We start from the raw sequence: 24739 nt of genomic DNA on the forward strand, positions 1-24739 counted from the left end.
GTAAAAGTAAAGAGGTCGCCGGCTTTAATAGCCGGCGACCTCTTTAAGATTTATAATGAATGAGTTTAGTCGTTTTCTGCAATTACCTCTTTTACTTCCGGAATCATGCGCTTCATCATACCTTCAATACCTGATTTTAGTGTGATCATAGAAGAAGGACAACCAGAGCAAGAACCTTGCAGAGCCAGTTTTACAATGCCATCATCATAACCGATAAAGCTGATTGCGCCACCGTCCATCTCTACAGCAGGTTTAACGTAGTTCTCCAGCATTTCCTTGATGCGTTTTACTACATCAGTATCATCGCCGCTGATCACGTTACCATCATTTTGCTTTTCAGGGATCAGCTCCTCGATAATAACTTCTTTACCCTCTTCCAGGTATGTTTTCAAGAACTGACGGATAGTAGGGATTACCTCTGTCCACTCAGTTTCCGGAGTTTTGGTTAAGGTCACAAAATTGCTGGCGATAAACACACCTCTTACAAATGGGAAGGAAAATAATTCCTGAGCAAGTGGAGAAGGTTTCGCATCTTTTTCTTCAGGAAAATCGATACTGCGCCCTGGATACAAAAGTTTGTTGGCAACAAACTTCATTGTTTCCGGATTAGGAGTCATTTCAGTATAAATACTGACAATTGTATGGCCAGCTGCGTTCAACATGATTATGTTTTTTTTGTATATGAGTATGGCAAAAGTACAAAAAAATACCAATGGAGATTTATAATAATCTCAATGGCACTAAAGAGAAAATTGATACTATAGCATACTCTTATGCTCCGCCACCAGGACCGAAGATCTGTTCCAGCCTTTTTTTACGGTAAGTAAAGATATTCTGTACCTTTTTATGAACAAATAATGCTCCTGCAATCCAGCCCAGGAAGGATTTGCCAATGTCATAATGCAAAATATCAGTCATGAGCACACCACCATCCTGTTCTTCAAAATGATGTTCATGATGCCACATCTTATAAGGTCCGCTTTTCTGGTTGTCGACAAAGAAACGATGCTCTTGTATATGAGTGATCTCCGTACACCAGCGCATTGGGATATGGGCAAAAGGCCGGATCACATACAGGATAATAAGCCCCTGGTACATTTTATCCGGTATCGGAGAGATGATCTCAAATGTCATATCTTCCGGTGTTATATCCTGCAGATTAGCCGGAGTTGCAAAATAGTTCCAGGCTTTATCCAGCGATACGGGTAGCCATTGTTTATGTATAAGTGTTCTGATCAATTGAATTTCTGCGTTTTAGACATTGTGAAGTTACTGATTTTAGCGCAAAAAGCCGGCCCTGTAAGGCCGGCTTTTCTAAGGTGCAGGTATGCGCTTAATTTACTTTAGCCCATGCAGTAGCAAGATTATTGGTATTGATACCTTTAAGAATGTTGGTCGTACCCTCTGCTGCATCAAACCAGATATACTCCTCACCAATGTAGTTCGGTAGTCTTTCCGGCGCAATGGTATTCTTTTTGAATTTAGCATCAGGAATGCCTGTGTAAGTAATCCCATCCCCGATATGTATACCATTACGTACCGTAATTGCATTATCGACAATCGCGTTGTACCATCTGAAGGTTGGGGTAGTCGTATTAGAGGGCTCTTTTTTTATAGTTACATTTTCCAGGGTAATGGAAGTGTAACCATAACCAAAGCTTGATCCGAATACTGTAGCCGTTTCACCACCTGTCAGGTAAATGGTACTGTTTTTAAGAATGATCTCATTGGTAAACATAGATGGGTTATTATTGTAAGTACCTACAAGACCTACCGGAGAGAATTGAGCATCATACCCGTCGCTGCCCCGGTCGTTGCTCAGATAAACAGTACTGCCTTCAAACAATACTTTAGGATAAGCGCCGTTTGGCGGGCTGCCATAAAAACCATTGAAGTGGTAAGTGCCATTCTTGAAAGTACAGTTGATATAATTCAATTCTGCAATCGAGCTTGATCCCGTAAAGGCAACAGCTGTATTGTCAAAGGTGCAACCATTAAAGGTAATAACAGAACGATTACCCTGTAGGCATTGGAGAATATAATTCTTGAAGGTATTATTACGGATAATAGTACTATCGCTCTGGAAATAGGACATTGTCCTGATTTTGTTTTCAAAAATATTATCCGCTATCTCCGGACCAAAATTTGAATAGTTGAAGTTGCAATTCAGAAACGTATTTTGTTTCATATTGGAGGTGAATGTAAAGTCCAGTCGCCCATTTTCAACATGGTTATTGATAAAGTTCATTTCCTTTGGAAACGCCATGGCAACGAAATTGCTGAAATAGTTGTTTGTGGTGTTTACTTTACGTGCCGCATATATGACATCCTGGTTAAAGTAAATAGCCCATGTCATTTTTTCAAATTGGTTATTATGGATTTGCACCATATTTGCATCTGCAATAAGAATAGCAGTAGTTAAATTGTAAAAGCGATTATTTGTAATAGTAGTATTATAAGAACCGGCCACTATACCTACTTTATGTTCTCCGATATCACAATTGTTAACTGTTATGTCCAGGCAGAAACTACCGCCGAAATTGATCTGGTATCCGCTGCCATATCCATTCATTTCTTTGTCTTCTCTCCAACCTAATCCATTGTTGTATAATTTGCAGGATTCAATGAGTGTATGATTCGTACCCCCACTAATGCCGCCCAGATGGTTGTCAACGAACTCACAATTTTTCACAGTGAAATGGGAGCATGGATCAAAAGCAATCTGAAGATTAAAATATACATTCGCATCATTGCTGGCATAATTATAGGTTACAATGCGCAGATATTGGGCATTAACCGGACGTTTTATTTCTTCCAGTACCTGGTTTGTTTCTTTCGCAATTAATTGTTGGTTGGAATCATACCAGAAGAGTTCTGTTTGAGCTTTGTAAAAAGCAGCTTTCAATGTATTGCCATCTGCTTGTGTAAGGCTCAGTATGTTCTGATTTTCTGAAGTGCCGGATAACGTAAGCAGGTTGGTTTTATAAGTATTGTTAAGATCGATTGGCACGTAATTCAGGTTATCAGTGCCGTCAGTGAGTAAATCACCTTTACTGAATACTGGGTTCCAGCTTTCATAACTGACCGGTGTATTGCTAATAATAATAGCCTCTCTCATAAATCCCCTGATGGTTGTATTTTCTACGGAACAGTGACGGGAACCGTGATCAAAGATGATACCAGAACTAATACTTTCATAGACCTCACCGGATACAAATGATCTCTGGTAAACATCACCGAGAATTTCTCCACCAATAATTTTGGCATTATTGGCTCGATAGAATCCAAAGGCAAAACCATAGAATTTATATACTGGGTTACCCGAATTATCATAAGGACTGCGGTTTACACTGTCATACATCATTTCAATACGGCAACCCGATAAATCAAATGTCGTATTGGAAGGAATGGCTACGCAGGTATTGTTTTCTCGTGCAGCCTGAAGGCCCTGTGGTCGGTTCAAAAAAGTAAACGTGTATATGCCTTTGGGCAATTTTACAATAGATGCATTTAATGTATTTACGGCATAGTCAAGCGCAGCGTTGATTCCGTCAACATTGTTTTTCGCAATAGCGTAATCGCTTGTGGTGTAAGGTTTCTGCGGCACCCAGTCTTTAGTAATATTGAACGCATCCAGTTCAATGAGATAGGTTGCCGGATTTTCTGATGGTGTTGGCATTTTAAATGGTGTTTAGGGTTAATAAAACGACACATAAAAGAACATACAGTACAGGAGCATGATGATGATATGGCTGTGATACAGAGATGCACGCGACCCTTGATTAGTTACGCTGTACTGTATATCCTAAAATATGTGTCTGAAGCAAAGAAAGGGCGGGACTACGTCAGGCTATGTCACCGCGGATTTTTTTTACTGCTAATTGATTTTTTATTGCGCACTGTACTTGCGTAATAGACAAGGTTGAGTATTTATTTTTAAATTTATAGCCTTTCCCACACTGCATTTCATCAGTTGATTGTTTGTTGAGTATTATTTGCGCATAACCATTGCGTAGTGTTGCGTGCATCTTTGCATTGTACAAAGCGAAAACAATAAAGCACTTTGCGGATAATAAGCGTACAGTAAAACAATTTGAAAACGAAAAAAATATGAACAGAATAAATGGCAATGACCTTATTGAATTAGGGTACCCGGAAAATGCTATCCTTGGTGCTGCCCTGAAAATAAATAAGAAAAGAGTAGGCTTTACCCGTGATCAGATGATGCAAAAATATAAAGAGGTGCTGGAGCATCCGGAACAATTTGTTGCAGACCCGCTGTTTGCTAAGCTTGCCGCATTGATCATAAAAGGAGCGGAAGCGGAAACAAGCATCATCCCTTTAAGAACAGCTCCACTGCCATATGAAACTTATGGCGCAGAAAATATCGAAGAGGGTGCACTGAAACAGATGGATACCGCGATGAAGCTCCCGGTAGCGGTGGCTGGAGCTTTAATGCCTGATGCCCACCAGGGATATGGCTTACCTATCGGTGGTGTGCTGGCTACTAAAAATGCAGTAATTCCTTACGGAGTGGGCGTAGATATTGGTTGTCGTATGGCTTTGTCTGTATATGACCTGCCGGAGTCTTACTATATTCAGCATCATGATGTATTGCAGGGCATATTGACAAAAGAATCTATGTTTGGTGCAGGGAGAGGATTTACTGGTTCCTATAGATCTGAGCATGCTGTATTGGACAATACTTTGTTCAACGAACATCAATTTATCCAATCGCTGAAAGATAAGGCCTGGGCTCAGTTAGGGACTTCCGGTGGCGGTAATCATTTTGTTGAATTCGGGATTATCCGTTTCGAAGAAGATGACGCAGCATTGAATATTCCGAAAGGCAATTACCTGGCGCTGTTGACCCATTCCGGTTCCCGTGGCCTTGGCGCAACGATTGCTGGACATTATACCCGATTAGCGAAAGAACTGTGTGCACTGCCTTACGAAGCACAGCATCTGGCTTACCTGGATCTGTTTTCAGAAGCGGGACAGGAGTATTGGCTGGCCATGAATCTGGCTGGCGATTATGCATCGGCCTGTCACGAGATCATTCACCAGAAAATAGCCCGTGCTCTGGGTGCAACAGTACTGGCCCGCGTAGAGAACCATCATAACTTCGCCTGGAAAGAGCAGTGGAATGGAGAAGAGGTAATTGTACATCGTAAAGGAGCCACACCTGCTGGTAAAGGTGTAATGGGTATAATTCCGGGATCAATGACTGCACCGGGATTCCTGGTAAGAGGTAAAGGTGTCGCAGCTGCGATTAATTCGGCCTCACATGGTGCAGGACGATTAATGAGTCGTACACAAGCTATCAAAACGCTGGATAGTTCAGCAATAGCTGAGGTATTGCAGCAACATAATGTTACCCTGATTGGTGGCGGAAAAGATGAAGCACCGATGGCTTATAAAAACATTCATGCGGTGATGCATGCACAGTCAGATCTTGTAGACATTGTGGCCACATTCGAACCTAAAATGGTGCGTATGGCAGATGATGGGAGTAAAGAAGATTAAAGCCGCTACAGTGTAGCGGCTTTTGTTTTATTGTTGTGCTTCCTTTGCAAACAACTCCAGTAATTTCTGCATATCGTGTCTCCAGAAAAATTGTTCCTTTACTGTTTCCGATCCTGCATCTTTATAAAACAATCGGAAGGCAGACATATTTCCGTTCCCGACCTTTTCTATATTTAGAATCTGCTTACCATAAGCCCTGGCTTGTTTTTTGAATTCCTGCAATTCATCATTTACCGAAATCGGCTCCATATCATTCATTTTTTATTGTTGTTGCAAACTGCTCATCACCTTATCTCCGAATTGCTCCAGTGACGGATCACGGGCGCCCATCAACAGTAAAATGCAATCATCTGTAAAGTGAGGTTTCATAGCTGTGATCAGTTCGTTTCGGTCTGCCACAAAAAAGGCATTAATACCTTTTGCTTTTAAGTCTTCGATCAGGTCGGCAGCAGAAATATCTTTGGTGGTTGTACCGCCGGCATAATAAATTTCGCTCATCCACATTTCATCCTGCGGACGTAATGCCTTACTGATTTCTTCTACCAGTTCTGTACGGATAAACTTTGTCGGGGCAAATCCATGTGGCTGAAACCATGCGATCAATTTATCGGCAACAGGTTTACAGGCTTCAATACTGGCGGCGATTTTAGCCGGATTATGTGCATAATCATCGATAACAGTTATACCATTTACAGTGCCTAATAGTTGATGTCTGCGATAAATGCCCGGATAGCTGGATAATGCAGCAGCACACTGTTCTTCATTGATGCCGAGTTGTCTGGCTACTGCAATACAGGCCAGAGCATTTTCCATATTATGTGCACCTATGGTCGGCAGATGCATGGCAACGCCGTTGACGTTGAAATAAATATTGAACCCTTCCTGTCTGAAATGATGACCTTCATTAGGCGTGCCTTTCCCAAAATCCAATGCAGTATCGGTACTGTAACTGGACGCTAAAGCATGAGAGCGGTTCACAATAAAATGCTCCTGTGTATTGCCTTTGAAAATGGAGAAGATTTCATGCAGTTCCGAAAGTTCTTTATGATCCTTGTCAATGCTTAATAGCACGCCGATAGCAGGTTTATATTGCACTAAAGAGCCATCACTCTCATCCGCTTCAATAATCAGCCAGTCGCTGTTTCCAACATGACAGTTTCCGATCTTACCTTGTTTGATCAGAGACACAATGCCCGCACCCGTGATCAGTGAGGCATCAATTCCATTTTGCGTCAGTAAGTGAAACAGCATAGCCGCTGTCGTACTTTTCCCACTGGTGCCGGCAATGGCAATCGTCTTTTTGCTCGCACATATCTGTGCCAGTAATTGCGCACGGGTAATGATCGGAATATGCAGAGACTTTGCCCTGGCCACTTCTACATTAGTGTCTTCGATTGCAGTACTGACTACCAGTACCTCATCCTGTTCGGTAATTTGTGCTTTCAGCTGATCAAAGCAATGTATACCTTCTGCTTCAAGCTGTGCCTTTGTGTGATCATTAGCATCGGTATTGAACAAGCGGTCGCTGCCCGATACCTGCTTTCCCTTCCCGCTCAGATACTGGGCAATAGCACTCATGCCTGCACCAGCTACACCTGCGAAAAAGAAACGTTGTTTATCTAAAATATGATCAGTCATGATTTCTATGTTGTATCTACAAAAATAAAGGTTCTCGGCCTGATTTTACACCGTAAGTGCAGCCTTATTTTTTGAAAGAAGATAGGCTGCTGAAAAAAAATTTTTTATTTTCAAAAAAATACATTCAACTTTGCAGCAGATATAATCTCATTGTGTAACCTCTTAAATACACAATACCATGACTGAACAATTCTACATATCGTCCCTCTTTATTGCAGCCTAGATAAGGCAGCTTTCTTTTTGTTTTCCGGTGTCGAAAATCTGTGTATTGCAAGCGCAATGCCAGTAACAGCTGTACTTATCTGCTTCATTATTCTTTAGGGACTATCTCCTTTAAGGACGAATCGAAATTTTCATTTTTTTATATATACACAACAAATAACGGTGGCTGCCGGAGGCATATTTATGCCCGTCCACCATCCGAGTCATGGGAAATTTAAAATTAAAAGAACTCAGTAAGATCGGCTATACCGACAACCAGGCAAGAGCACTGGTGGTACAGACGATGTCGAAATATTACAAACACGAAAGTACAACAGTGCTGTTGCAGCTGCTGAAAGATATACGGCTTCAACCGGAGCAATACCTGCAGGATGCCATCCTGGGAAAGATTGCAAGAACCTTTATTACAGAAGAAAAAACCTGTTCGTTCCGCAGTTATGAATTATTGCAGGAAACAGGTGCCATACACACATTTGGCGCAAAATATATAGAAGCCAGTGCCCGGCAGCAAATGGAAGTGGCTATGTCATTACCGATAAGCCTGCAAGGTGCGATGATGCCCGATGCACATGCAGGTTATGGACTGCCGATCGGAGGCGTGCTGGCTACACAAAACGCAGTCGTGCCTTATGCAGTCGGAGTCGATATCGGTTGCCGTATGGCATTAAGCATTGTAGATGCAGAGGCCAGTTATCTAAAACGATTTGCCTACCAGTTGAAGCAGGCATTAAAAACATATACCCACTTTGGAACCGATGGTCACCTGGAGTTTGCGCAGGAGCATGAGATACTGGATGATCCCCGCTTTCAGGCGACAGCACTGTTACGGAAGCTGCATGGAAAAGCAGTATTACAGTTAGGTTCCTCCGGGAGCGGTAACCACTTTGTAGAATTTGGAGTGATTACGCTACAGCCTGATAATGCAATGGGATTGCCTGCCGGCGATTATACTGCACTGCTGTCACACTCAGGCTCACGTGGTCTGGGAGCCAATATCGCGATGGAGTATACGCGTATTGCTATGGATCAGTGCAAACTGCCCGCATCTGCCAGGTCGCTGGCCTGGCTTGATCTTGATGCAGAAGCCGGACAAGAGTACTGGATGGGTATGGAGCTGGCCGGTGATTATGCTAAGGCCTGTCATGAACGCATTCATCATAACCTCTTGCAGGCACTGGGATTGAAGCCACTGGCACAGGTATCACACCATCATAATTTTGCCTGGAACGAAGTACTGGCAGATGGCACACCTGCCGTAGTGCATAGAAAAGGAGCGACTCCCGCACATAAGGGTACATTGGGCATTATACCCGGCAGTATGACTACCGCTGCATATCTCGTTGAGGGCCTGGGTAATGAACGGGCATTGCAGTCTGCATCACATGGGGCAGGCAGGGCAATGAGCCGCAAGCGTGCCAAAGAAAATATGACCGTCAGTGAATTAAAGAAAATGCTGGCTAGGGCCGATGTAAGCCTTATAGGCGGAAGTGTGGAAGAAAACCCGAGGGCTTACAAAGACATTGAAGAGATCATTGCTGCACAATCAGAACTGGTAACAGTGCAGGGACGGTTTATGCCTAAAATTGTACGCATGTGCAAAGACTAAAAATTAATTAGAATGGACAAAACAATAATACAGATCACCTCCGGTCGCGGACCGGAGGAATGTACCAGGGTCGTAGCCAAAGTACAGGAATATATACTGAAGCAGGTAAGAGCAAATGCAATCCGGGTCGAAGTGGCGGATACCGTGCCCGGAGATATAAAAGGAACGCTGCGTTCCGCAACTATAATGGCTTATGGTAATGTGGATATATTGCAAAAAGAGTGGGAAGGAACGGTGCAATGGATTGCGCAAAGCCCTTATCGCAAAATGCACAAACGTAAAAACTGGTTTGTAGGTGTGCGTTTCTTTCCGGTTGATGCATTGCAGGCCTGGAAGGAAAGTGATGTAGTATTTGAAACCTGCAGAGCATCCGGTCCTGGCGGGCAAAATGTAAACAAAGTAGAGACTGCAGTAAGAGGAAAGCACATCCCATCCGGAATACAAGTCCTGGCTGCAGATACACGCTCTCAATTGCAGAATAAAAAACTATGCGCAGCACGGTTGAAAGAGAAAGTAGAGCTCTGGTATACCCGGCAGCTGACAGAAGCACAGCAGGATCGCTGGCAGGAGCATAATGTGCTGGAGCGCGGCAATCCCGTTAAAACTGTTAAAGCACCACTGGTATAAAAACTTTTTTATTTATTTTGAATGATGGAATTCGGACGTGTAGCGGCATCAGCCATAAGCAAGATTGATTTTACTTTACCTCCCGATCCGGAGCAGAATGCCTCCGTACTGGAACACAGTATTGCAGTATCACGCAAGCTTTATGTGGGTTGTCCTAAGTGGACTTCCAAAACATGGCTGGGTAAAATATACCCGGAGCAGACTAAGGAAAAAGACTTTCTGAAGGAATATGTAAAGCATTTCAACAGCATTGAACTGAATGCAACACATTACAAAGTGTATGATCATACTGCTATCCGTAAATGGGCAGCTATGGCTAAGGATCAGGAAGACTTTCTGTTTCTGCCTAAGATGTATAAAGAGATAACGCATTCCGGATCTATGTATGAAAAGGAGTTGCTTACCTATGCTTTTCTGGATCCGCTGAAAGAGTTCGGTGCGCATCTGGTACCGGTCTTTATACAGCTCAGTGATCAGTTTTCGCCGGAGCGGCAAAAGGAACTTGCTGATTACCTGTCTGCATTGCCGGAAGGGTTCAATTATTTCCTGGAGCTCAGGCATAGAGACTGGTTTACAGCCGGGCAGCAATCATTTTTTGATTTCCTCTCTACTTTGAATATCGGTATAGTAATCATTGATACGCCGGGTCGGAGAGACTGTGCCCATATGCGGCTGACCACAAATAAAACAATGGTCCGCTTTGTCAGTAATAGCCTCCACCCTACTGATTACGACAGGATCGATAGCTGGGTGCAAAGGCTGAAAGCCTGGTATGACAAAGGATTAGAAGCATGCTACTTCTTCACACATATGCCGGATGAGGAATTCTGTCCTGAGTTAAATACATATTTCGCAAAACAAATGGCCAGTGCTACCGGCATCAATATTCGCCTGCCGAAGTTTATAGAAAAGAATACTTTGTTTTAATAATAAAGGCCAACCGTAACGGTTGGCCTTTATTATTATTGCTTAAGTTTAAATTGTTGTGATAATAACTCCAGTGAGCGCATGCGTTTTTCATGATGCGGAGAGCCACATTGGATCATGATCTCGTCCACTTCAAAAACTTCTGCAATCGCATGTAGCGACTGTTCAATCTGTTCCGGTGTGCCGATCAGGAATCGTGGCGGCATACGCGGATCATCCAATGGTTCGATAGGCGGAACAGCTCCAAGCAATTCTATGGCGCGGTCTTCACTTTCCATCAGGCTGCTGGTATCACCCTGCATCAATCGTTTCATAGAAAGCGCAATGGGGGCAGCCATGCGTGCCGCCTCGTCTTCCGTTTCTGCACAGAATACCCAAAGTGCCAGTATCATTTTAGGTGTTGTGCTACACAGTGCCTTCTCCGACGGACGGAACTGATCCTTATATATACGGGATATAGAGTAAGCCTGCTGCGGATTGATGAACCCTGCAAATGCATACGGCATACCTAAGTATGCGGCTGCCTGTGCACTCCAGGAGCTGGAACCCAGCAGCCAGGCATCGGGCTGATAGCTGCGGTCGAAGTTAACCATATGAAAAGGATGATCGGATTCGAAATCACCGTGCATCCAGGCCATTAATTCTGCAAGCTGCTCTGCAGAATCGCTGGTGTGTGGCCGCTCATTGCGGTTACGCTGCAGGGCTATGTCAACATATAGTCCGTTGGTGGCTCTGCCGATACCCATATCTATTCTTCCGGGAAACATTTCTGCCAGTAACGTGAAATTTTCTGCAACTTTATAAGGGCTGTAATGATTCAGCAGCACAGATCCTGAGCCCACTTTAATAGTATTTGTTTTTGCAGCCACCATAGGAATCAGTACCTCAGGCGCACGGCCGATCAGCCCGTTAGAGGCATGGTGCTCTGCAAGCCATATACGTTCGAACCCTAAAGCCTCTGCTCTCTGTGCTGTATCAATAGTATTCAGCACCGCTTGATGACGATCTCCTCCTACAGGAACGACAGAAAGATCGATCAGGGATAGTTTCATTTTTGAGTTGATTTATTTTAAACAAAATTAGGTAACTTTACTTTCCAAAAGATAGTGCTTTCCTTTTGGAAAGTGTTAAATATTTAATTTATGCCTAAGATCAATTGTGCGGTATGTACCGATGTATTACTGCCTGTGAGAGATGCGCTGGATGCAATCAGTGGTAAATGGAAGTTGCAGGTGATTATTGCAATTGCTGCAGGCAACCATCGGTTTACCGAAATTGAGCGCAGCATTCCGGGTATTACGCCCAAGGTGCTGAACAAAGAACTGAAAGACCTGGAGCAGCAATTACTGGTCAAAAGAACCGTTCATGATAGTACACCGGTACTGGTTACTTATGAAATGACCAGACATGCTAAAAGCCTGGAACCCGTAATCGCTATGTTGCGCGACTGGGGTAAAAAACATCGTAAACATATTCAACAACAATATAGCAAACAAACGGTATGATGACAGATGAACATTTTATGAAACAGGCGCTACGTGAGGCTCAGAAGGCATATGATATGGGAGAGATTCCTATTGGTGCAGTGGTGGTATGGAATGAGCGCATCATCAGCAGAGGGCATAACCAAACGGAGCAGTTGAATGATTGTACGGCACATGCAGAGATGATTGCTCTGACTTCTGCCTTCAACGAAGTAGGCGCTAAATACCTGACAGATGCTACTATTTATGTTACGATAGAGCCTTGCCTGATGTGCTGTGGGGCTTTGTACTGGAGCAAGATCGGAAGAGTTGTATATGGTGGTACAGATATTAAGAGTGGTTATAAACGCGTGGTGGGAGAGCAATATGGTTTTCATCCCAAAACGACTATCTCGCATGGTGTACTTGCAGATGAATGTACACAGTTGATGAAAGACTTTTTCAAATCTAAAAGATAGAAATAAAAAGCCCCGGTTGTACCGGGGCTTTTTATTAAGATACTTTTCTGAATGGAATATTGTTGAATATTGCTACCTGTAACTGATTGGTTGTTCGGGTCCGGGCTACCTGCTGCATAAATCCGACTTCGAAGCGCAGATCTTTACGGATATTATAGCCTACAGCACCATACAGACGATTACGATCAAAGTGTTCCTTTTGTGCATTAATGAATAGCTCATTATATGCGCTCAGGTATACAACTCCTTTATCCATAACCTTTTTGTTCAAGGGTATGGTTAAAGAAAGGTGATAACGGAAGCGGGTAGCATACTTGTCCTGCAGGAAGCGCTCTTCGATCCGGTAACGGTGTTGCAGATTAACCCGTCCGAGTGCCTGTTTCGTGGTAAACTGCTGGAAAATGCGATGCTCTGAAAATTCAGTTTTCTCATCTGTATCTGCAATATAGGGCTGATTCAAAATATAGCCGTAGCCCAACAGTATATTGTTATTGTTTGGAGTAAGGTTATAGCCTATACCGGTACGGATCAGCAACTGGTCCAGGTCGCCACCAAGATTATGATTTCTATACTGTATTTCATTATGCCAGTTCCAGCCTTTGCCAAATCCCTGGTTGCCGAAATAGTTATACCAGGCGCCTATTTTGGCAGCTTGTGCAAACAAGGTAGCAGAGACCACAATAAATAAGGCAAATAGAGATACGGTCTTTCTGATCATAATTTTTTCGGTTTGCTGCAAATATAGGACAGGTATACTGGATAATAAAAAGCAATGCCCGCCTTTACGGCGGGCATTCTCTTAATTCTATTTATAAATCTCGAATTATCTTAAGAATAATAACTCTCTGTATTTAGGCATTGGCCAGATCTTATCATCAACCAGTAATTCCAGTTTGTCTGCATGATAACGGATCTGCTCAAAGCGCGCTTTGATATTGGTACAGTAGTCAAATGCTTTCTTGTGCATATCAGTCAGCTTATTCGCTTTCTTGCGCTCTTCGATCATCGCTTCTACATTATTATTCAGCTCCTGAATATGACCACTGATTACTTTGATCAGGTTCAGTTGTGCCGCATAGGTATCTTCACCCAGACCCAGATCTTTCAGGCCTTTTACATTTGTTACCAGGTTGTTCTGATATTCAACTGCAGCAGGTAAGATATGATTGGTACACAGGTAGCCCAGTACGCGTGCCTCGATCTGTACACGTTTTACATACTCTTCCAGTACGATCTCATGACGTGCAGCCAGTTCTCTTGCGCTATAGATACCCATTTCAGTAAACATATCTATAGTCTCTTTCTTAGCCAGCACATCCAGTGCTTCAGGAGTAGTTTTGAAATTGCTCAGGCCACGTTTTGCCGCTTCCTGCGCCCACTCATCACTGTAGTTATCGCCTTCGAATAAGATATTCTGACTGTCTTTAATAGATTGTCTCAGCGTTTGCAGGATTGCGATTTCTTTTTTCTCACCACCGGCGATCTTAGCATCAACTTCTTTCTTGAACTCGATCAGGGTTTTAGCCATAATCGTATTCAGGGTACTCATAGAAGAAGCACAGTTAGCAGAAGAACCTACCGCTCTGAATTCAAATTTATTTCCGGTGAATGCGAATGGAGATGTACGGTTACGATCCGTGTTGTCCATCAGCAGTTCAGGAATATGCTTGTGAATATCTAATTTCAGGATCACCTCATCCTGCTCTGTAAATTTACCGGAAACACGCTCTTCAATTTCACCCAGTACTTTGGTCAGGTATTCACCGATGAATACGGAGATGATTGCCGGAGGTGCCTCATTTGCACCCAGACGGTAGTCATTACCTTCAGATGCGATTGCTGCGCGCAGCAGGTCTGCATAATCATGCACCGCTTTGATCACATTGATGAAGAACGTTAAGAACAACAGGTTTGTTCTCGGCGTTTTGCCAGGAGCCAGCAGGTTAATACCTGTATCTGTAGCTAAGCTCCAGTTATTATGTTTACCACTACCGTTTACACCTGCAAATGGTTTCTCGTGGAATAATACTTTCAGTTTATGACGCTTTGCCACACGGTTCATTACATCCATCAGCAAAGAGTTGTGATCTACTGCAATGTTCACCTCTTCAAAGATCGGCGCACATTCAAACTGTGCAGGAGCAACCTCATTGTGGCGGGTACGCAGTGGAATGCCTAATTTATAAGACTCTTGTTCAAAATCCTGCATGAAGGCAAATACGCGTTCTGGAATGGCACCGAAGTAGTGATCTTCCAATTGCTGACCTTTAGCAGGAGCATGACCGATAAGGGTACGACCACATTGTACCAGATCCGGACGTGCATCAGCCAGGGCCTCATCAATTACAAAATATTCTTGTTCCCATCCTAACGTAGCGGTTACTTTAGAAACGTTTTTGTCAAAATAGTTACATACATCAACCGCCGCCTTATCCAGAACAGCAATAGATTTCAACAATGGTGCTTTGTAGTCCAGAGACTCACCACTGTATGCAATAAAGATAGTAGGGATACATAAAGTTTTACCCTGTGCAGTCTCCATGATGAATGGTGGAGATGCCGGGTCCCAGGCGGTATAGCCGCGGGCTTCAAATGTTGCACGGATACCACCGTTAGGGAAGCTCGATGCATCTGGTTCCTGTTGGATCAGGGCATCACCATCAAAGGTTTCCAGTGGTGAACCATCTGATTTTAAGGTAAAGAAAGAATCGTGCTTTTCGGCAGTAGTACCGGTTAATGGCTGGAACCAGTGTGAGATGTGTGTTACACCTTGTGACATGGCCCAGGCTTTCATACCGGATGCGATCTGCTCTGCCATTTTACGATCTATCTTGCTTCCGGCTTTTACAGAAGCCTGCAGGCTTTTGTAGGCTTCGTCGCTTAAATATTCGCGAACTTTAGCTCCGGTAAATACATTCGATCCAAAGAATTCGGTAATCTTCTTACCGGAATAATCCAGGATTTTTTTGTCGTTGTGCAAATGCACTTCATCAATAGACGCAAAACGATGTGCAGACATTTTAAAAATATTTAATGTTATTAAAAATAAGAAATAATGTTACTTTTTGTACTCTCGGTACGCAAAAGTATAGATATTTTTTGATTCGATGCGTTAATTGTGGTCAAAAAAACTAAAAAAAGTGATAATTAAAAAATAATCACATGTATGATAAGGCAAAATCGGGATGTAATTGTCCGCTCAAAATGCATTCTTCACGTGTTTTTTGTAAGGACATGCGGATGCTGAACCTGTCTTCTCTGAGCAGGTCCATAGATGCTATAGGCATATCTGCCTTAAAATCTACCGCCCCAAGGCCATAATATTTGAATAAAGCTTCTTTGGCACACCAGGCCAGTGTAATACGGTGCATATCTCCTGCAGTAATCTCCTGTTCTGCATCAGAAAGGAATTTGGATTGCAGTCGCAGTATTTTTTCCTGGTACACCTGTATATCTATACCTACCGATTTTTGGGTGCTGACAATGGCTGCAGCATAAGGAAAGGAGTGGGAAATGGAAAACCAGATGGAATTGTCTTCCAGCATAGGTTTACCCAACGGATGAATGCTGATGCGCTCAAAAGGGAAACCAGGTACCAGTAATTGCAACAAAAAGCGACCGGATAAATGTTCCAGTCGCCTTTTGGGGTGTTTTTGCTCTGAGCCAAACCCAAGGGCCTGGCTGAAAAAATCTTCCGATTCTGTGATCTTCCAGATGGCAATATGCGTATCGTTATGTTCCAGTGTCTGGAGTAATGGCATAATGTATCTGCTATTATTAATAAGTAATAACCTGCTCTTCCATCTGCGGCATAGCACGGAACTCATACTGCTGATTACGCAGTTGTGGTTCAAAACCAGCTTCGCGAATCGCTTGTTGTATGCCACTGGCGGTAAAGCGGTGCGGAGCACCGGCAGCGCTCACAACATTCTCTTCGATCATAATCGAACCAAAGTCATTAGCACCGGCATGCAGACACAACTGACCTACTTTTTTACCGACCGTCAGCCAGCTGGCTTGTATATTTTTGATATTAGGCAGCATGATACGGCTCATGGCAATCATGCGGATATATTCTTCGGCAGTCGTATCGTTTTTGGCACGACGAATCTTTTTCAACAGTGTGTCTACATCCTGGAAGGTCCATGGAATAAAGGCCACAAATCCTTTTGCACCTTCAGGTTTTTTGGCCTGTACCGCTCGGATTTTTTCCAGGTGTTCGAAGCGCTCTCTGATGGTTTCGATATGACCAAACATCATAGTAGCCGTAGTCGTCAGACCCACCTGGTGTGCGACTTCCATAACATCCAGCCACTCCTGCGCACTGCATTTACCTTTAGAGATCAGGCGGCGTACACGGTCGTCCAGTATCTCGGCACCAGGGCCAGGCATACTGTCCATACCGGCTTCTTTTAAAGCGACCAGTGCTTCTTTATGGCTTACTCCGGAAACCTTACAGATATGTGCTACCTCCGGTGGTCCCAGGGTGTGCAGCTTCAGGTTGGGAAATAAAGATTTTAGTTCTTTAAACAGACCCACATAATAGTCCAGGCCCAGATCCGGGTGGTGACCACCTTGTAACAGCAATTGCTCTCCACCGTATTTAAAGGTTTCTTCAATCTTCTGCTTGTAGATCTCAATATTGGTTATATATCCTTCTGCATGTCCGGGAATGCGGTAAAAATTACAGAATTTACAGTTGGCAGTACATACATTGGTCGTATTCATATTACGGTCAATGATCCAGGTTACTTTACCGTGTGGCACCTGCTTCTTTCTGATCTCATTGGCTACAAAAGCCAATTCAGTCATGGGTGCATGTTCAAACAAATACATACCCTCTTCTACTGATAAAAATTCCAGATCAAGGGCCTTCTTATATAACTGAGACAGATTCATAAACTATTCCTGCTAGGCAAATTAGTACATAGCGTGTACAAAGGTAGGTAAAACTTTGTACGGCAATGGAAATTTAAGAATCTTTATACATTACCATCCGCTACCGGAATCAGGCTCCAGGCCTTACTATTGAAGGTATTTTTAACATTTTGATTTATTTTATATGCTTGGTGCGTATTAAACTAATGGTTAACTTCACGTTCTAAAGTAAATAACTATTTAAATTTTTATAATCATGAAAAAAGTATCATTGCTGTTAGGTGCCTTATTATTAGTAGGCGGCGTATCTTTTGCTGGTGTAAAAGAAAAGAAAGAGAAAAAAGCAAAAACAGAAAGCTGCACTAAAGGCGGAAGTTGTTGCGCTAAAAAAGGAAAAGATGCTGAGAAAACAGTAAGCGTAGAGAAAGATACCAAAGAGGTAAAAGCAGATGCGCCTCAGATTCAAAGAGGTAAGCCAATGCGTGCTACACAACTGTAAACAACAAAAGATATAATTATAATAAAAGAGCGCAGGAAAACCCTGCGCTCTTTTATTATGGGAATACATGTAATTTATAATTTTATAATAGTGCTACAGCGTCTTTGGCGAAGTAGGTCGCGATAAGATCTGCCCCTGCACGCTTGATCGAAGTAAGGCTTTCAATAATAGCCTTCGGTTCATCGATCCAGCCTTTCTCCGCAGCAGCTTTGATCATAGCATACTCTCCGCTTACGTGATATGCCGATACTGGTAGCGTGGTATTATTTTTGATTTCGCGGATAATGTCCAGGTAAGCCATAGCCGGTTTAACCATAACAATATCTGCACCCTCTGCCTCATCATTGTATAATTCGTTCAGTGCTTCCAGGCGATTGGCATAATTCATCTGGTACGTCTTTTTGTCTCCGAATCCCGGAGCACTGTCCAGTGCATCGCGGAAAGGTCCGTAGAAGCAACTGGCATATTTTGCGGTATAGCTCATGATCCCAACATTGGAATAGCCTTCCGTTTCCAGTGCATGGCGGAAAGCGCCGATACGGCCATCCATCATATCGCTCGGTGCAATGAAATCGGCACCGGCTGCGGCATGGCTCAGGCTCATGCGTGTAAGGGCTTCGACCGTTGCATCATTAAGGATCGTTCCTTTTTCCGGGTCTACGATGCCATCATGTCCGTAGATAGAGTATGGGTCCAGTGCCACATCGGTCATGACAACCATACCCGGCACTGCATCTTTTATCGCCTTCACGGCTGTTTGCATCAGGCCGTTGGGGTTCCAGCTTTCCTTACCGGTATTATCTTTCAGCTGATCGTCACATTTGATGAACAGAAGCACAGATTTGATACCCATATTCCATACCTCTTTTACCTCATCAATGGTTTTGTCTAGTGAGCGGCGGTAATAACCCGGCATAGAGGGTATCTCATGTACGATGTCTTTACCCTCATCAATGAATATGGGTAAAATAAAGTCACTTGGTGTTAATACCGTTTCGGCCAGCATGCTTCTGATGGCAGCACTGCTTCTGCTGATACGGTTTCTTCTCTGCAAATACATAATATAGTGATTTCAATAATTCAAATAAATAATACTAGGCCCATTCTTTAGGATGCATACAGGCATCTAAAAGTGCGGCTTCCGGGCTTCCGGCTTCCGGCTGATAGTTATAGTCGAAGCGGACAGTCGGCGGCAGGCTCATCAGAATACTCTCTGTACGTCCGTTTGTTTTTAATCCGAATATAGTACCTCTATCATGAATAAGGTTAAACTCTACATAGCGGCCACGGCGTATTTCCTGCCAGTACTTCTGTTCCGGAGTATAGGCCATATTTTTATTTTTTTCGATGATCGGAATGTAGGCTTCCGTAAAGCAATTACCATTGGCCTGCTGAAAAGCAAACAGCTCATCCAGACTTAATTGAACATGCGGCAATTCTTTATGAACAGGACCACCCGGCTTTACATGATCGTAGAATACACCACCAATGCCCCTCATTTCAAAACCACGGTGTGCATTATTAAAGTAGGCATCACATTCTTTTTTCAGTACAGGATAAATATCTGTGTGGAAGCTATCCTGCGCCAACTTCAAAGTGTTATGGAAATGTCTGGCATCAGCCTCATCCAGGTAATAAGGAGTAAGGTCTGCACCGCCGCCAAACCAGCGGTCACATACATTGCCATCGGCATCATATAATTCAAAGTAGCGCCAGTTGGCATGGGTTGTTGGTACCATAGGATTAACCGGATGCAACACCATGCTTAAACCGCAGGCAAACCATGTATGTCCGTCGATATTCAGTTGCCGGCGCATAGTGTCGGTTACGGTACCGTATACCACAGATGTATTTACACCACCCTTTTCAAAAACAGCGCCATTGCTGATTACACGGGTTTTGCCCCCTCCGCCTTCCGGTCGCTCCCACAGATCTTCTACAAATTTTGCCTTACCATCACTGGCTTCTAAAGCGGCACAAATTCGGTTTTGCAGATCATGTATAAAGTCGATCCAGATGTCTTTATGGAACATAGCAGAAATATGTTTTAAAAAAACAAAGTCAAAATTCTAATGAACTTTGACTTTGCCTTTGAGATTATCGTTTCAGGTTTTTATATTCTTTCAGCGCTGCTTCAAGGCAATCCATAGCGTTGTTGATAGCATCTTCATTCAGTACATATGCCATACGCACTTCATTTTTCCCTAAGCCGGGCGTTGCGTAGAATCCACTTGCCGGAGCCATCATTACTGTGCTGTTGTTATGACGGAAACTTTCCAGCAACCATACGCAGAAGTCTTCACTGTCTTCAATGGGCAGTTTTGCCATAGCATAGAAAGCACCACCAGGATTAGGGCATACAACACCTTCCATCGCTTGCAGGCGTTTAACCAGCAGGTCTCTGCGGGAAGCATATTCATTCAATACACTGTCAAAGTAGTTTTCCGGCAGGTCGCAGGCAGCTTCACCCAGGATTTGCTCAAAGGTAGGTGGAGACAGACGGGCCTGTGCAAAGCGCAGTACCGCTGCATATACTTCTTTATTTTTAGTCACCAGGGCGCCGATACGGGCACCACAGGCACTGTAGCGTTTAGAAATAGTGTCCAGTAAGATTGCATGCTCTTCCAGACCTTCCAGTGCCAGTGCAGAGAAGTGCTTCTGACCATCATAACAGAATTCCCTGTAGGCCTCATCGCTGAACAGGAACAGGTTGTGCTTGATACAGATGTCTCTCAGTACCATCAGTTCCTCTTTGCTGTACAGGTAACCGGTAGGGTTATTCGGATTACAGATCATAATCGCCTTGGTATTCGGCGTTACAGCTTTTTCAAATGCTTCGATAGAAGGCAGGGCGAAGTTCTCTTCAATAGTAGAGCCGATCGGCACTACTTTAACACCAGCCGCAACAGCAAAGCCATTGTAGTTAGCATAGAATGGTTCCGGAATAATGATTTCATCACCAGGATTCAGGCAGGACATCATCGCAAAAGATATGGCTTCTGAACCACCGGTAGTGATAATGATATCGTTTTTGGTAACGTTTAATTGCTGACGGACGTAATATGCAGCCAGTTTCTCTCTATAACTTTCAAAACCTTCGCTCGGACTGTACGCCAATACCTTAAGATCGGTATGCTTAACAGCATCCAGGATGCTTGGAGGCGTTTCGATATCCGGTTGGCCAATGTTTAAATGATATACGGTAGCACCGGATTTTTTAGCTGCATCAGCATAAGGAGTCAGCTTTCTGATAGGTGAAGGTGGCATCAGTTCGCCACGATTCGAAATTTGGGGCATAAAACGCTATGTCTTTAATTGGGTGCAAAGTTACGGCTTTGGCGTATATCAAACACCTCAAATATGTAAAAACAAATGTGAACCGGTCGTCATTTTCTATGTTCATATATTATATATGACAATTGGCTGATTATATATCTGTGTTCTTACCGTAGTTTTGCGCCTTAAAATTTTATAGCTGGAAATGAATAAACGTTTACTGGGTCAATTATCAGGAATGTTTCTGCTGAGCTCGGGTGCCTGGGCACAGCAAAATCAACAAATTGTACTGGACAATGTTACGGTATTGTCTAATCGTCTGGACATACCATTGTCGCAGCAAAACCGCAATGTCGTAGTATTGTCCAAAGACGAAATTGCCAAAATGCCAGCGCGTTCTGTAAACGAACTGCTGAGTTATATTGCCGGTATTGATGTGCGTCAGCGTGGACCGAATGGGTCTCAGGCCGATATAGGCATCGATGGAGGAGGCTTTGATCAGACGCTGATCCTGGTAAATGGGGTGAAAATGAGCGATCCGCAGACGGGACATAATATGATGAACCTGCCGGTAAGCCTTTCTGCTATTCAGCGTATTGAAGTATTAAAAGGTGCTGCAGCCAGAATATATGGTGTGAATGCCATGATGGGCGTGATCAATATCGTTACGCAAAGCCCTATGGAAACCGGTGTAGATGCTATGGTATATGCAGGTTCCAGCTTTCAGAAAGATGATAGTACACAGCAGACTTACCTGAGTTATGGTGCTAATGCTACAGCTTCTTTCTCTGGCAATGAGCAATTGGGCAACCAGGTGTCTTTGGGTATTGATAAAGGAAACGGATATCGTTACAATACCGAATATCAGAATGTAAAGCTGATGTATAACGGTGTGTATACCCCATCAAAAAAAGCAACCTTTAATATTATGGGAGGTTATGTAAATAATGATTTCGGGGCCAACCTGTTTTACGCAGCGCCAAAAGATAAGGAAGCTACAGAGCAGGCCCAGATTGCGGTAGGAAGCATCTCCGGGAAAATAAAAGCTACTGATAAGTGGACCATCAGTCCGATACTGAGTTACCGTTACGGTAAAGACGATTATATCTTCATTCGTCAGAAACCGTCTGTGTACCGCAATATACATGAGACCAATACTATGGATTTCTCCCTGAACAATGCCGTCGCATTTGGAAAAGGAACACTGGGTGTAGGCCTGAATTACAGAAGTGAGCAGATCAATAGTACTAACCTGGGCAAAGGTACCAGAGAGAACTATGGTCTGTTTGCAGAGTACCGCTACCTCTTCAATGATAAATTTGATGCCAGCATCGGTGCATTTGCCAATTATAATTCTGTTTATGGTTTTAAATTGTATCCGGGGCTGGATATCGGTTGGCAGATCAAGCCGGAGTTGCGCTTGTATGCCAATGTAGGTACCGGTCAGCGTCTGCCTACCTTTACAGATCTGTATTATGTAGGACCCAGCAATGTAGGTAATCCTAACCTGGTTCCGGAATGGGCTACTACTGCCGAGCTGGGACTGAAATATGCTGAAAACGGATTGCGTGCAGAACTTTCTGGCTTTTACCGCCAGGGAATAGACTTTATCGACTGGACGCGTACAGATACTGCACAACCATGGCAGCCGCAGAACTATGCCAAAGTACAGACTCTTGGCCTGAGAGCACAGGCATATTACCTGTGGACCATCAGCAATACCGTAAAAGTAAACCTGAACTCGGCTTATACTTACCTGAAGCCAACGCTGAACGATGACGGATCGGCGCAGTCTAAATACGCGATCAACAGTCTGGCACATCAATGGGTGACTGGTGTAGAACTGTTATTGGGCAAAGGTTTCAGCCTGTCGGTTAAAAATCGCTACCTGAGCAGACTGAATACTCCGGAGACTTCCGGCGCATACCGTCTGGGCAGTTATAACCTGCTGGATGCACGTGTGGCGTATAACTGGTCTAAGTTTGGTATCTATGCCGATGTGAATAATATCAATAATGTACAATATATCGAGACCGGCGTAGTACCATTGCCGGGCAGATGGTGTACACTGGGATTGAAATGTAACCTGCGTTAAGGATCAGATCAGTTTATATAAATGATGAAGCCCGCAATATTGCGGGCTTCATCATTTATATTGTTTCAGCAGAAATTAGAAACGCTCTAATTTGCTGAAGAAGAAATCACCTTCGATTGCTGCATTCTCATCGCTGTCAGAACCGTGAACGGCATTTTCACCGATAGATTTTGCAAACATTTTACGGATAGTACCTTCAGCTGCTTCTGCAGGGTTAGTAGCACCGATAGTTGTACGGAAATCAGCAACAGCGTTATCTTTTTCCAGGATAGCTGCTACGATAGGACCGCTGCTCATGAAGTCAACCAGCTCACCATAGAAAGGACGCTCTTTGTGTACTTCATAGAACTGACCTGCTGCTTCTGCAGTCAGTTTAGTGTATTTCATTGCTACGATTTTGAAACCAGCTTTGTTGATTTCAGCTAAAATCGCACCGATGTGACCTGCTGCAACTGCATCAGGTTTGATCATTGTAAACGTTCTGTTTGTTGCCATAAAATAAATGGATACTTAAGTTTTTATTTGAGCCGCAAAAATAGCGTAAATTTTAATATGGTCGTGCATGAAATTATTGCAAACACAGACACATTAATCTAAAACAGTGATACCGGCAGCCGTAAAGCGGTTATTTACTTTAGGTTGGGTAATGGCTTCAATTTCTTCTTTAGATTTTTTAGCATCTTCGGCATAGTGGCGCAGTTCTTCAACAGAAGTGCTCTCCTGGTAAGCCTCACCGCTCAGCAATACAGATTTGCCGATCAGGTCCATAGGCACGAAGAAGGCATAATCTTTCATTTTTACAAAGACAGTTTTACCGTTTCCGAGATCAACATTAGCCCAGCAGCCTCTTTTTTCACAAACAGAGGTTACTTTACCTTTTACCTGCATTTTTACAGGAGTTTCACCTTTCAGCTTCTGTTCAAAGTCATTGCCAGCGACAACTTTCTTCTCCCCGATATTTGCTCCATATACAACGCCTTTAGCAGCAGGTGTAATATTTCCCTGAGCCATAGCTGTAGTATAAGTCAATGCACTAAACAGTATTATTCCGAAGATTTTTTTCATATTAAAAAATTTTAGCAAAAATAAATAATTATTACTCCTTTACCGTCATGAAACTGTTTTTAACAGAAAAATAGTGTTTAGGAGAGCAGGGTGTTCAGGGCATTTTCGTCAAAACCGATTACGACTACTTTGCCGTTTTTGGTGATTACCGGACGTTTGATCAGGCTGGTGTGTTCCTGCATCACCGATATGGCAGATGCCGCATCGGTTACACTTTCTTTTGCTGCATCGCTCAGGGCGCGCCAGGTAGTGCTTTTTTTATTCAGCAGGCGCTCCCATTCGGTTTGCGCACACCAGTCTTTTAATGTAGTGGTATCAATACCTTCCTGTTTATAGTTGTGAAATTTGTAGCTTACTTTATGTGCGTCCAGCCATTTCTGTGTTTTCTTTACGGTATCGCAATTAGGTATTCCAAATAAAGTGATCATATATATTATA

At 43.3% G+C, this 24739-nt stretch carries 24 protein-coding genes; 8 read left to right on the forward strand and 16 right to left on the reverse strand.

The genetic code is table 11. The features are described from left to right. Window positions 1-65: 65 nt before the first annotated feature. The 3 genes from EMP01_RS04875 to EMP01_RS04885 all read right to left on the reverse strand — a co-directional run bounded on the left by EMP01_RS04875 (window position 66) and on the right by EMP01_RS04885 (window position 3679). On the reverse strand, window positions 66-662 hold the full coding sequence (locus EMP01_RS04875) for a NifU family protein (RefSeq protein WP_237559475.1): 597 nt from the start codon (window positions 660-662) through the stop codon (window positions 66-68). Window positions 663-771: 109 nt separating this feature from the next. Continuing rightward, window positions 772-1239, reverse strand: coding sequence for an SRPBCC family protein (locus tag EMP01_RS04880; protein ID WP_202615989.1), 468 nt, complete (start codon window positions 1237-1239; stop codon window positions 772-774). A gap of 94 nt (window positions 1240-1333) precedes the next feature. Then, on the reverse strand, window positions 1334-3679 hold the full coding sequence (locus EMP01_RS04885; protein WP_129020349.1) for a right-handed parallel beta-helix repeat-containing protein: 2346 nt from the start codon (window positions 3677-3679) through the stop codon (window positions 1334-1336). Between the two features lie 431 nt (window positions 3680-4110). On the opposite strand from EMP01_RS04885, the gene EMP01_RS04890 reads away from it, so the two are divergent. Further along, entirely contained in the window at window positions 4111-5526 is a 1416-nt protein-coding gene (locus EMP01_RS04890; protein WP_129020350.1) for an RtcB family protein, read from the forward strand. A 27-nt stretch (window positions 5527-5553) separates the two neighbouring features. Here EMP01_RS04890 and EMP01_RS04895 read toward each other — a convergent pair whose 3' ends face one another. Continuing rightward, complete coding sequence (locus EMP01_RS04895; protein WP_129020351.1) at window positions 5554-5775, reverse strand: hypothetical protein; 222 nt, start codon at window positions 5773-5775, stop codon at window positions 5554-5556. A gap of 12 nt (window positions 5776-5787) precedes the next feature. Next, window positions 5788-7164 carry a UDP-N-acetylmuramate--L-alanine ligase gene (locus tag EMP01_RS04900; protein WP_202615990.1) on the reverse strand — a complete coding sequence of 459 codons (1377 nt, stop codon included), beginning with the start codon at window positions 7162-7164 and terminating at the stop codon, window positions 5788-5790. Between the two features lie 427 nt (window positions 7165-7591). Between EMP01_RS04900 and EMP01_RS04905 the strand changes: the two genes are divergently transcribed. The 3 genes from EMP01_RS04905 to EMP01_RS04915 are packed head-to-tail and all read left to right on the forward strand — an operon-like array spanning window position 7592 to window position 10546. Next, entirely contained in the window at window positions 7592-8992 is a 1401-nt protein-coding gene (locus EMP01_RS04905) for an RtcB family protein (RefSeq protein ID WP_129020353.1), read from the forward strand. Between the two features lie 12 nt (window positions 8993-9004). Further along, window positions 9005-9619, forward strand: coding sequence for a peptide chain release factor H (gene prfH, locus EMP01_RS04910; RefSeq protein WP_129020354.1), 615 nt, complete (start codon window positions 9005-9007; stop codon window positions 9617-9619). A 21-nt stretch (window positions 9620-9640) separates the two neighbouring features. Beyond that, entirely contained in the window at window positions 9641-10546 is a 906-nt protein-coding gene (locus EMP01_RS04915) for a DUF72 domain-containing protein (protein WP_237559476.1), read from the forward strand. A 35-nt stretch (window positions 10547-10581) separates the two neighbouring features. On the opposite strand, the gene EMP01_RS04920 is transcribed toward EMP01_RS04915, so the two are convergent. Beyond that, window positions 10582-11598 (reverse strand): MsnO8 family LLM class oxidoreductase, encoded by a 1017-nt coding sequence (locus EMP01_RS04920; RefSeq protein WP_129020355.1) that lies wholly within the window; start codon window positions 11596-11598, stop codon window positions 10582-10584. A 90-nt stretch (window positions 11599-11688) separates the two neighbouring features. On the opposite strand from EMP01_RS04920, the gene EMP01_RS04925 reads away from it, so the two are divergent. Beyond that, on the forward strand, window positions 11689-12051 hold the full coding sequence (locus EMP01_RS04925; RefSeq protein WP_129020356.1) for a winged helix-turn-helix transcriptional regulator: 363 nt from the start codon (window positions 11689-11691) through the stop codon (window positions 12049-12051). Further along, window positions 12048-12488, forward strand: a complete 441-nt coding sequence (locus EMP01_RS04930; RefSeq protein WP_262707771.1) for a nucleoside deaminase — start codon at window positions 12048-12050, stop codon at window positions 12486-12488. The genes EMP01_RS04925 and EMP01_RS04930 overlap by 4 nt, the downstream gene beginning before the upstream one ends. A 34-nt stretch (window positions 12489-12522) precedes the next feature. Here the strand turns inward: EMP01_RS04930 and EMP01_RS04935 are convergent, their stop codons facing one another. The 4 genes from EMP01_RS04935 to mqnC all read right to left on the reverse strand — a co-directional run bounded on the left by EMP01_RS04935 (window position 12523) and on the right by mqnC (window position 17387). Beyond that, the gene (locus EMP01_RS04935) at window positions 12523-13206 is read right to left on the reverse strand and encodes a DUF2490 domain-containing protein (protein ID WP_129020357.1); all 684 of its coding nucleotides are present in this window, start codon (window positions 13204-13206) and stop codon (window positions 12523-12525) included. 105 nt (window positions 13207-13311) lie between these two features. Further along, a complete protein-coding gene (locus tag EMP01_RS04940; protein WP_129020358.1) occupies window positions 13312-15507 on the reverse strand; it encodes a glutamine synthetase III family protein in 2196 nt (731 codons plus the stop codon). Window positions 15508-15646: 139 nt separating this feature from the next. Beyond that, entirely contained in the window at window positions 15647-16249 is a 603-nt protein-coding gene (locus tag EMP01_RS04945) for a 4'-phosphopantetheinyl transferase family protein (RefSeq protein WP_161971221.1), read from the reverse strand. A 16-nt stretch (window positions 16250-16265) separates the two neighbouring features. Beyond that, entirely contained in the window at window positions 16266-17387 is a 1122-nt protein-coding gene (gene mqnC / locus EMP01_RS04950; protein ID WP_129020360.1) for a cyclic dehypoxanthinyl futalosine synthase, read from the reverse strand. A gap of 235 nt (window positions 17388-17622) precedes the next feature. Here mqnC and EMP01_RS04955 point away from each other — a divergent pair, with 235 nt between their 5' ends. Next, window positions 17623-17865, forward strand: a complete 243-nt coding sequence (locus EMP01_RS04955) for a hypothetical protein (protein WP_129020361.1) — start codon at window positions 17623-17625, stop codon at window positions 17863-17865. Window positions 17866-17947: 82 nt separating this feature from the next. On the opposite strand, the gene hemB is transcribed toward EMP01_RS04955, so the two are convergent. From hemB to EMP01_RS04970, 3 genes are all read right to left on the reverse strand, one after another. After that, entirely contained in the window at window positions 17948-18925 is a 978-nt protein-coding gene (gene hemB, locus EMP01_RS04960) for a porphobilinogen synthase (protein ID WP_129020362.1), read from the reverse strand. A gap of 34 nt (window positions 18926-18959) precedes the next feature. Next, window positions 18960-19898: an oxygen-dependent coproporphyrinogen oxidase gene (gene hemF / locus EMP01_RS04965; protein ID WP_129020363.1), complete on the reverse strand. Its 939-nt coding sequence runs from the start codon at window positions 19896-19898 to the stop codon at window positions 18960-18962. Window positions 19899-19962: 64 nt separating this feature from the next. Continuing rightward, on the reverse strand, window positions 19963-21162 hold the full coding sequence (locus EMP01_RS04970) for a pyridoxal phosphate-dependent aminotransferase (protein WP_129020364.1): 1200 nt from the start codon (window positions 21160-21162) through the stop codon (window positions 19963-19965). Window positions 21163-21346: 184 nt separating this feature from the next. Here EMP01_RS04970 and EMP01_RS04975 point away from each other — a divergent pair, with 184 nt between their 5' ends. Then, the gene (locus EMP01_RS04975) at window positions 21347-23236 is read left to right on the forward strand and encodes a TonB-dependent receptor plug domain-containing protein (protein ID WP_129020365.1); all 1890 of its coding nucleotides are present in this window, start codon (window positions 21347-21349) and stop codon (window positions 23234-23236) included. A gap of 75 nt (window positions 23237-23311) precedes the next feature. Here the strand turns inward: EMP01_RS04975 and EMP01_RS04980 are convergent, their stop codons facing one another. The 3 genes from EMP01_RS04980 to EMP01_RS04990 form a co-directional block, all read right to left on the reverse strand. Then, window positions 23312-23731, reverse strand: a complete 420-nt coding sequence (locus EMP01_RS04980) for a nucleoside-diphosphate kinase (protein ID WP_129020366.1) — start codon at window positions 23729-23731, stop codon at window positions 23312-23314. A gap of 93 nt (window positions 23732-23824) precedes the next feature. After that, window positions 23825-24301, reverse strand: coding sequence for a DUF4920 domain-containing protein (locus EMP01_RS04985; protein WP_129020367.1), 477 nt, complete (start codon window positions 24299-24301; stop codon window positions 23825-23827). Window positions 24302-24378: 77 nt separating this feature from the next. Next, complete coding sequence (locus tag EMP01_RS04990; RefSeq protein WP_202615991.1) at window positions 24379-24729, reverse strand: ArsC family reductase; 351 nt, start codon at window positions 24727-24729, stop codon at window positions 24379-24381. Window positions 24730-24739 lie beyond the last annotated feature (10 nt).

It is taken from the genome of Edaphocola flava (genome assembly GCF_004118155.1).
In the GTDB taxonomy this organism is placed as follows: domain Bacteria; phylum Bacteroidota; class Bacteroidia; order Chitinophagales; family Chitinophagaceae; genus Edaphocola; species Edaphocola flava.

Coding starts and splice junctions, on each gene's coding strand:
- EMP01_RS04990 (WP_202615991.1), bottom strand. CDS start 24,729: ATGATCACTTTATTTGGAATACCTAATTGCGATACCGTAAAGAAAACA.
- EMP01_RS04915 (WP_237559476.1), top strand. CDS start 9,641: ATGATGGAATTCGGACGTGTAGCGGCATCAGCCATAAGCAAGATTGAT.
- hemB (WP_129020362.1), bottom strand. CDS start 18,925: ATGTATTTGCAGAGAAGAAACCGTATCAGCAGAAGCAGTGCTGCCATC.
- EMP01_RS04890 (WP_129020350.1), top strand. CDS start 4,111: ATGAACAGAATAAATGGCAATGACCTTATTGAATTAGGGTACCCGGAA.
- EMP01_RS04985 (WP_129020367.1), bottom strand. CDS start 24,301: ATGAAAAAAATCTTCGGAATAATACTGTTTAGTGCATTGACTTATACT.
- EMP01_RS04900 (WP_202615990.1), bottom strand. CDS start 7,164: ATGACTGATCATATTTTAGATAAACAACGTTTCTTTTTCGCAGGTGTA.
- EMP01_RS04885 (WP_129020349.1), bottom strand. CDS start 3,679: ATGCCAACACCATCAGAAAATCCGGCAACCTATCTCATTGAACTGGAT.
- EMP01_RS04935 (WP_129020357.1), bottom strand. CDS start 13,206: ATGATCAGAAAGACCGTATCTCTATTTGCCTTATTTATTGTGGTCTCT.
- EMP01_RS04895 (WP_129020351.1), bottom strand. CDS start 5,775: ATGGAGCCGATTTCGGTAAATGATGAATTGCAGGAATTCAAAAAACAA.
- mqnC (WP_129020360.1), bottom strand. CDS start 17,387: ATGAATCTGTCTCAGTTATATAAGAAGGCCCTTGATCTGGAATTTTTA.
- EMP01_RS04930 (WP_262707771.1), top strand. CDS start 12,048: ATGATGACAGATGAACATTTTATGAAACAGGCGCTACGTGAGGCTCAG.
- EMP01_RS04875 (WP_237559475.1), bottom strand. CDS start 662: ATGTTGAACGCAGCTGGCCATACAATTGTCAGTATTTATACTGAAATG.
- EMP01_RS04955 (WP_129020361.1), top strand. CDS start 17,623: ATGAAAAAAGTATCATTGCTGTTAGGTGCCTTATTATTAGTAGGCGGC.
- EMP01_RS04940 (WP_129020358.1), bottom strand. CDS start 15,507: ATGTCTGCACATCGTTTTGCGTCTATTGATGAAGTGCATTTGCACAAC.
- EMP01_RS04975 (WP_129020365.1), top strand. CDS start 21,347: ATGAATAAACGTTTACTGGGTCAATTATCAGGAATGTTTCTGCTGAGC.
- prfH (WP_129020354.1), top strand. CDS start 9,005: ATGGACAAAACAATAATACAGATCACCTCCGGTCGCGGACCGGAGGAA.
- EMP01_RS04970 (WP_129020364.1), bottom strand. CDS start 21,162: ATGCCCCAAATTTCGAATCGTGGCGAACTGATGCCACCTTCACCTATC.
- EMP01_RS04980 (WP_129020366.1), bottom strand. CDS start 23,731: ATGGCAACAAACAGAACGTTTACAATGATCAAACCTGATGCAGTTGCA.
- hemF (WP_129020363.1), bottom strand. CDS start 19,898: ATGTTCCATAAAGACATCTGGATCGACTTTATACATGATCTGCAAAAC.
- EMP01_RS04905 (WP_129020353.1), top strand. CDS start 7,592: ATGGGAAATTTAAAATTAAAAGAACTCAGTAAGATCGGCTATACCGAC.
- EMP01_RS04920 (WP_129020355.1), bottom strand. CDS start 11,598: ATGAAACTATCCCTGATCGATCTTTCTGTCGTTCCTGTAGGAGGAGAT.
- EMP01_RS04925 (WP_129020356.1), top strand. CDS start 11,689: ATGCCTAAGATCAATTGTGCGGTATGTACCGATGTATTACTGCCTGTG.
- EMP01_RS04945 (WP_161971221.1), bottom strand. CDS start 16,249: ATGCCATTACTCCAGACACTGGAACATAACGATACGCATATTGCCATC.